The organism is Janthinobacterium rivuli, from assembly GCF_009208735.1.
Lineage (GTDB): Bacteria > Pseudomonadota > Gammaproteobacteria > Burkholderiales > Burkholderiaceae_D > Janthinobacterium.
This window is the reverse complement of record NZ_WFLJ01000103.1, coordinates 1-255: the sequence shown is the minus strand read 5'-3', so window position 1 is coordinate 255 and position 255 is coordinate 1. Positions and strand designations below refer to the sequence as shown.

Here is a 255-nt window from a genome sequence, read left to right as displayed (position 1 = left end):
AGCCGGCGATCTTGTCCTTGTGCACCTGCGTCACCACCGGTCCCATCTCGGCCGACAGATCCATGCCTTGCGTGATCTTTAAGGCCGCGATGCGCGGCACCAAGGCTTCGACCAATTGATCGGCCACATTGCCCACCGCCACGACGACGGAAATGGCCATGCAGCGCTCGCCGGCCGAGCCGAAGGCCGCGCCCATCAGGGCGTCCACCGTCTGCGGGATATCCGCGTCCGGCATGACGACCATGTGGTTCTTCG

At 64.7% G+C, this 255-nt stretch carries 1 protein-coding gene; it reads right to left on the bottom strand.

The window, feature by feature from the left end; translation table 11 throughout:
• On the bottom strand, positions 1-255 hold a 255-nt coding region (locus GCN78_RS29125; RefSeq protein WP_152254756.1), incomplete at both ends, for an aldehyde dehydrogenase family protein.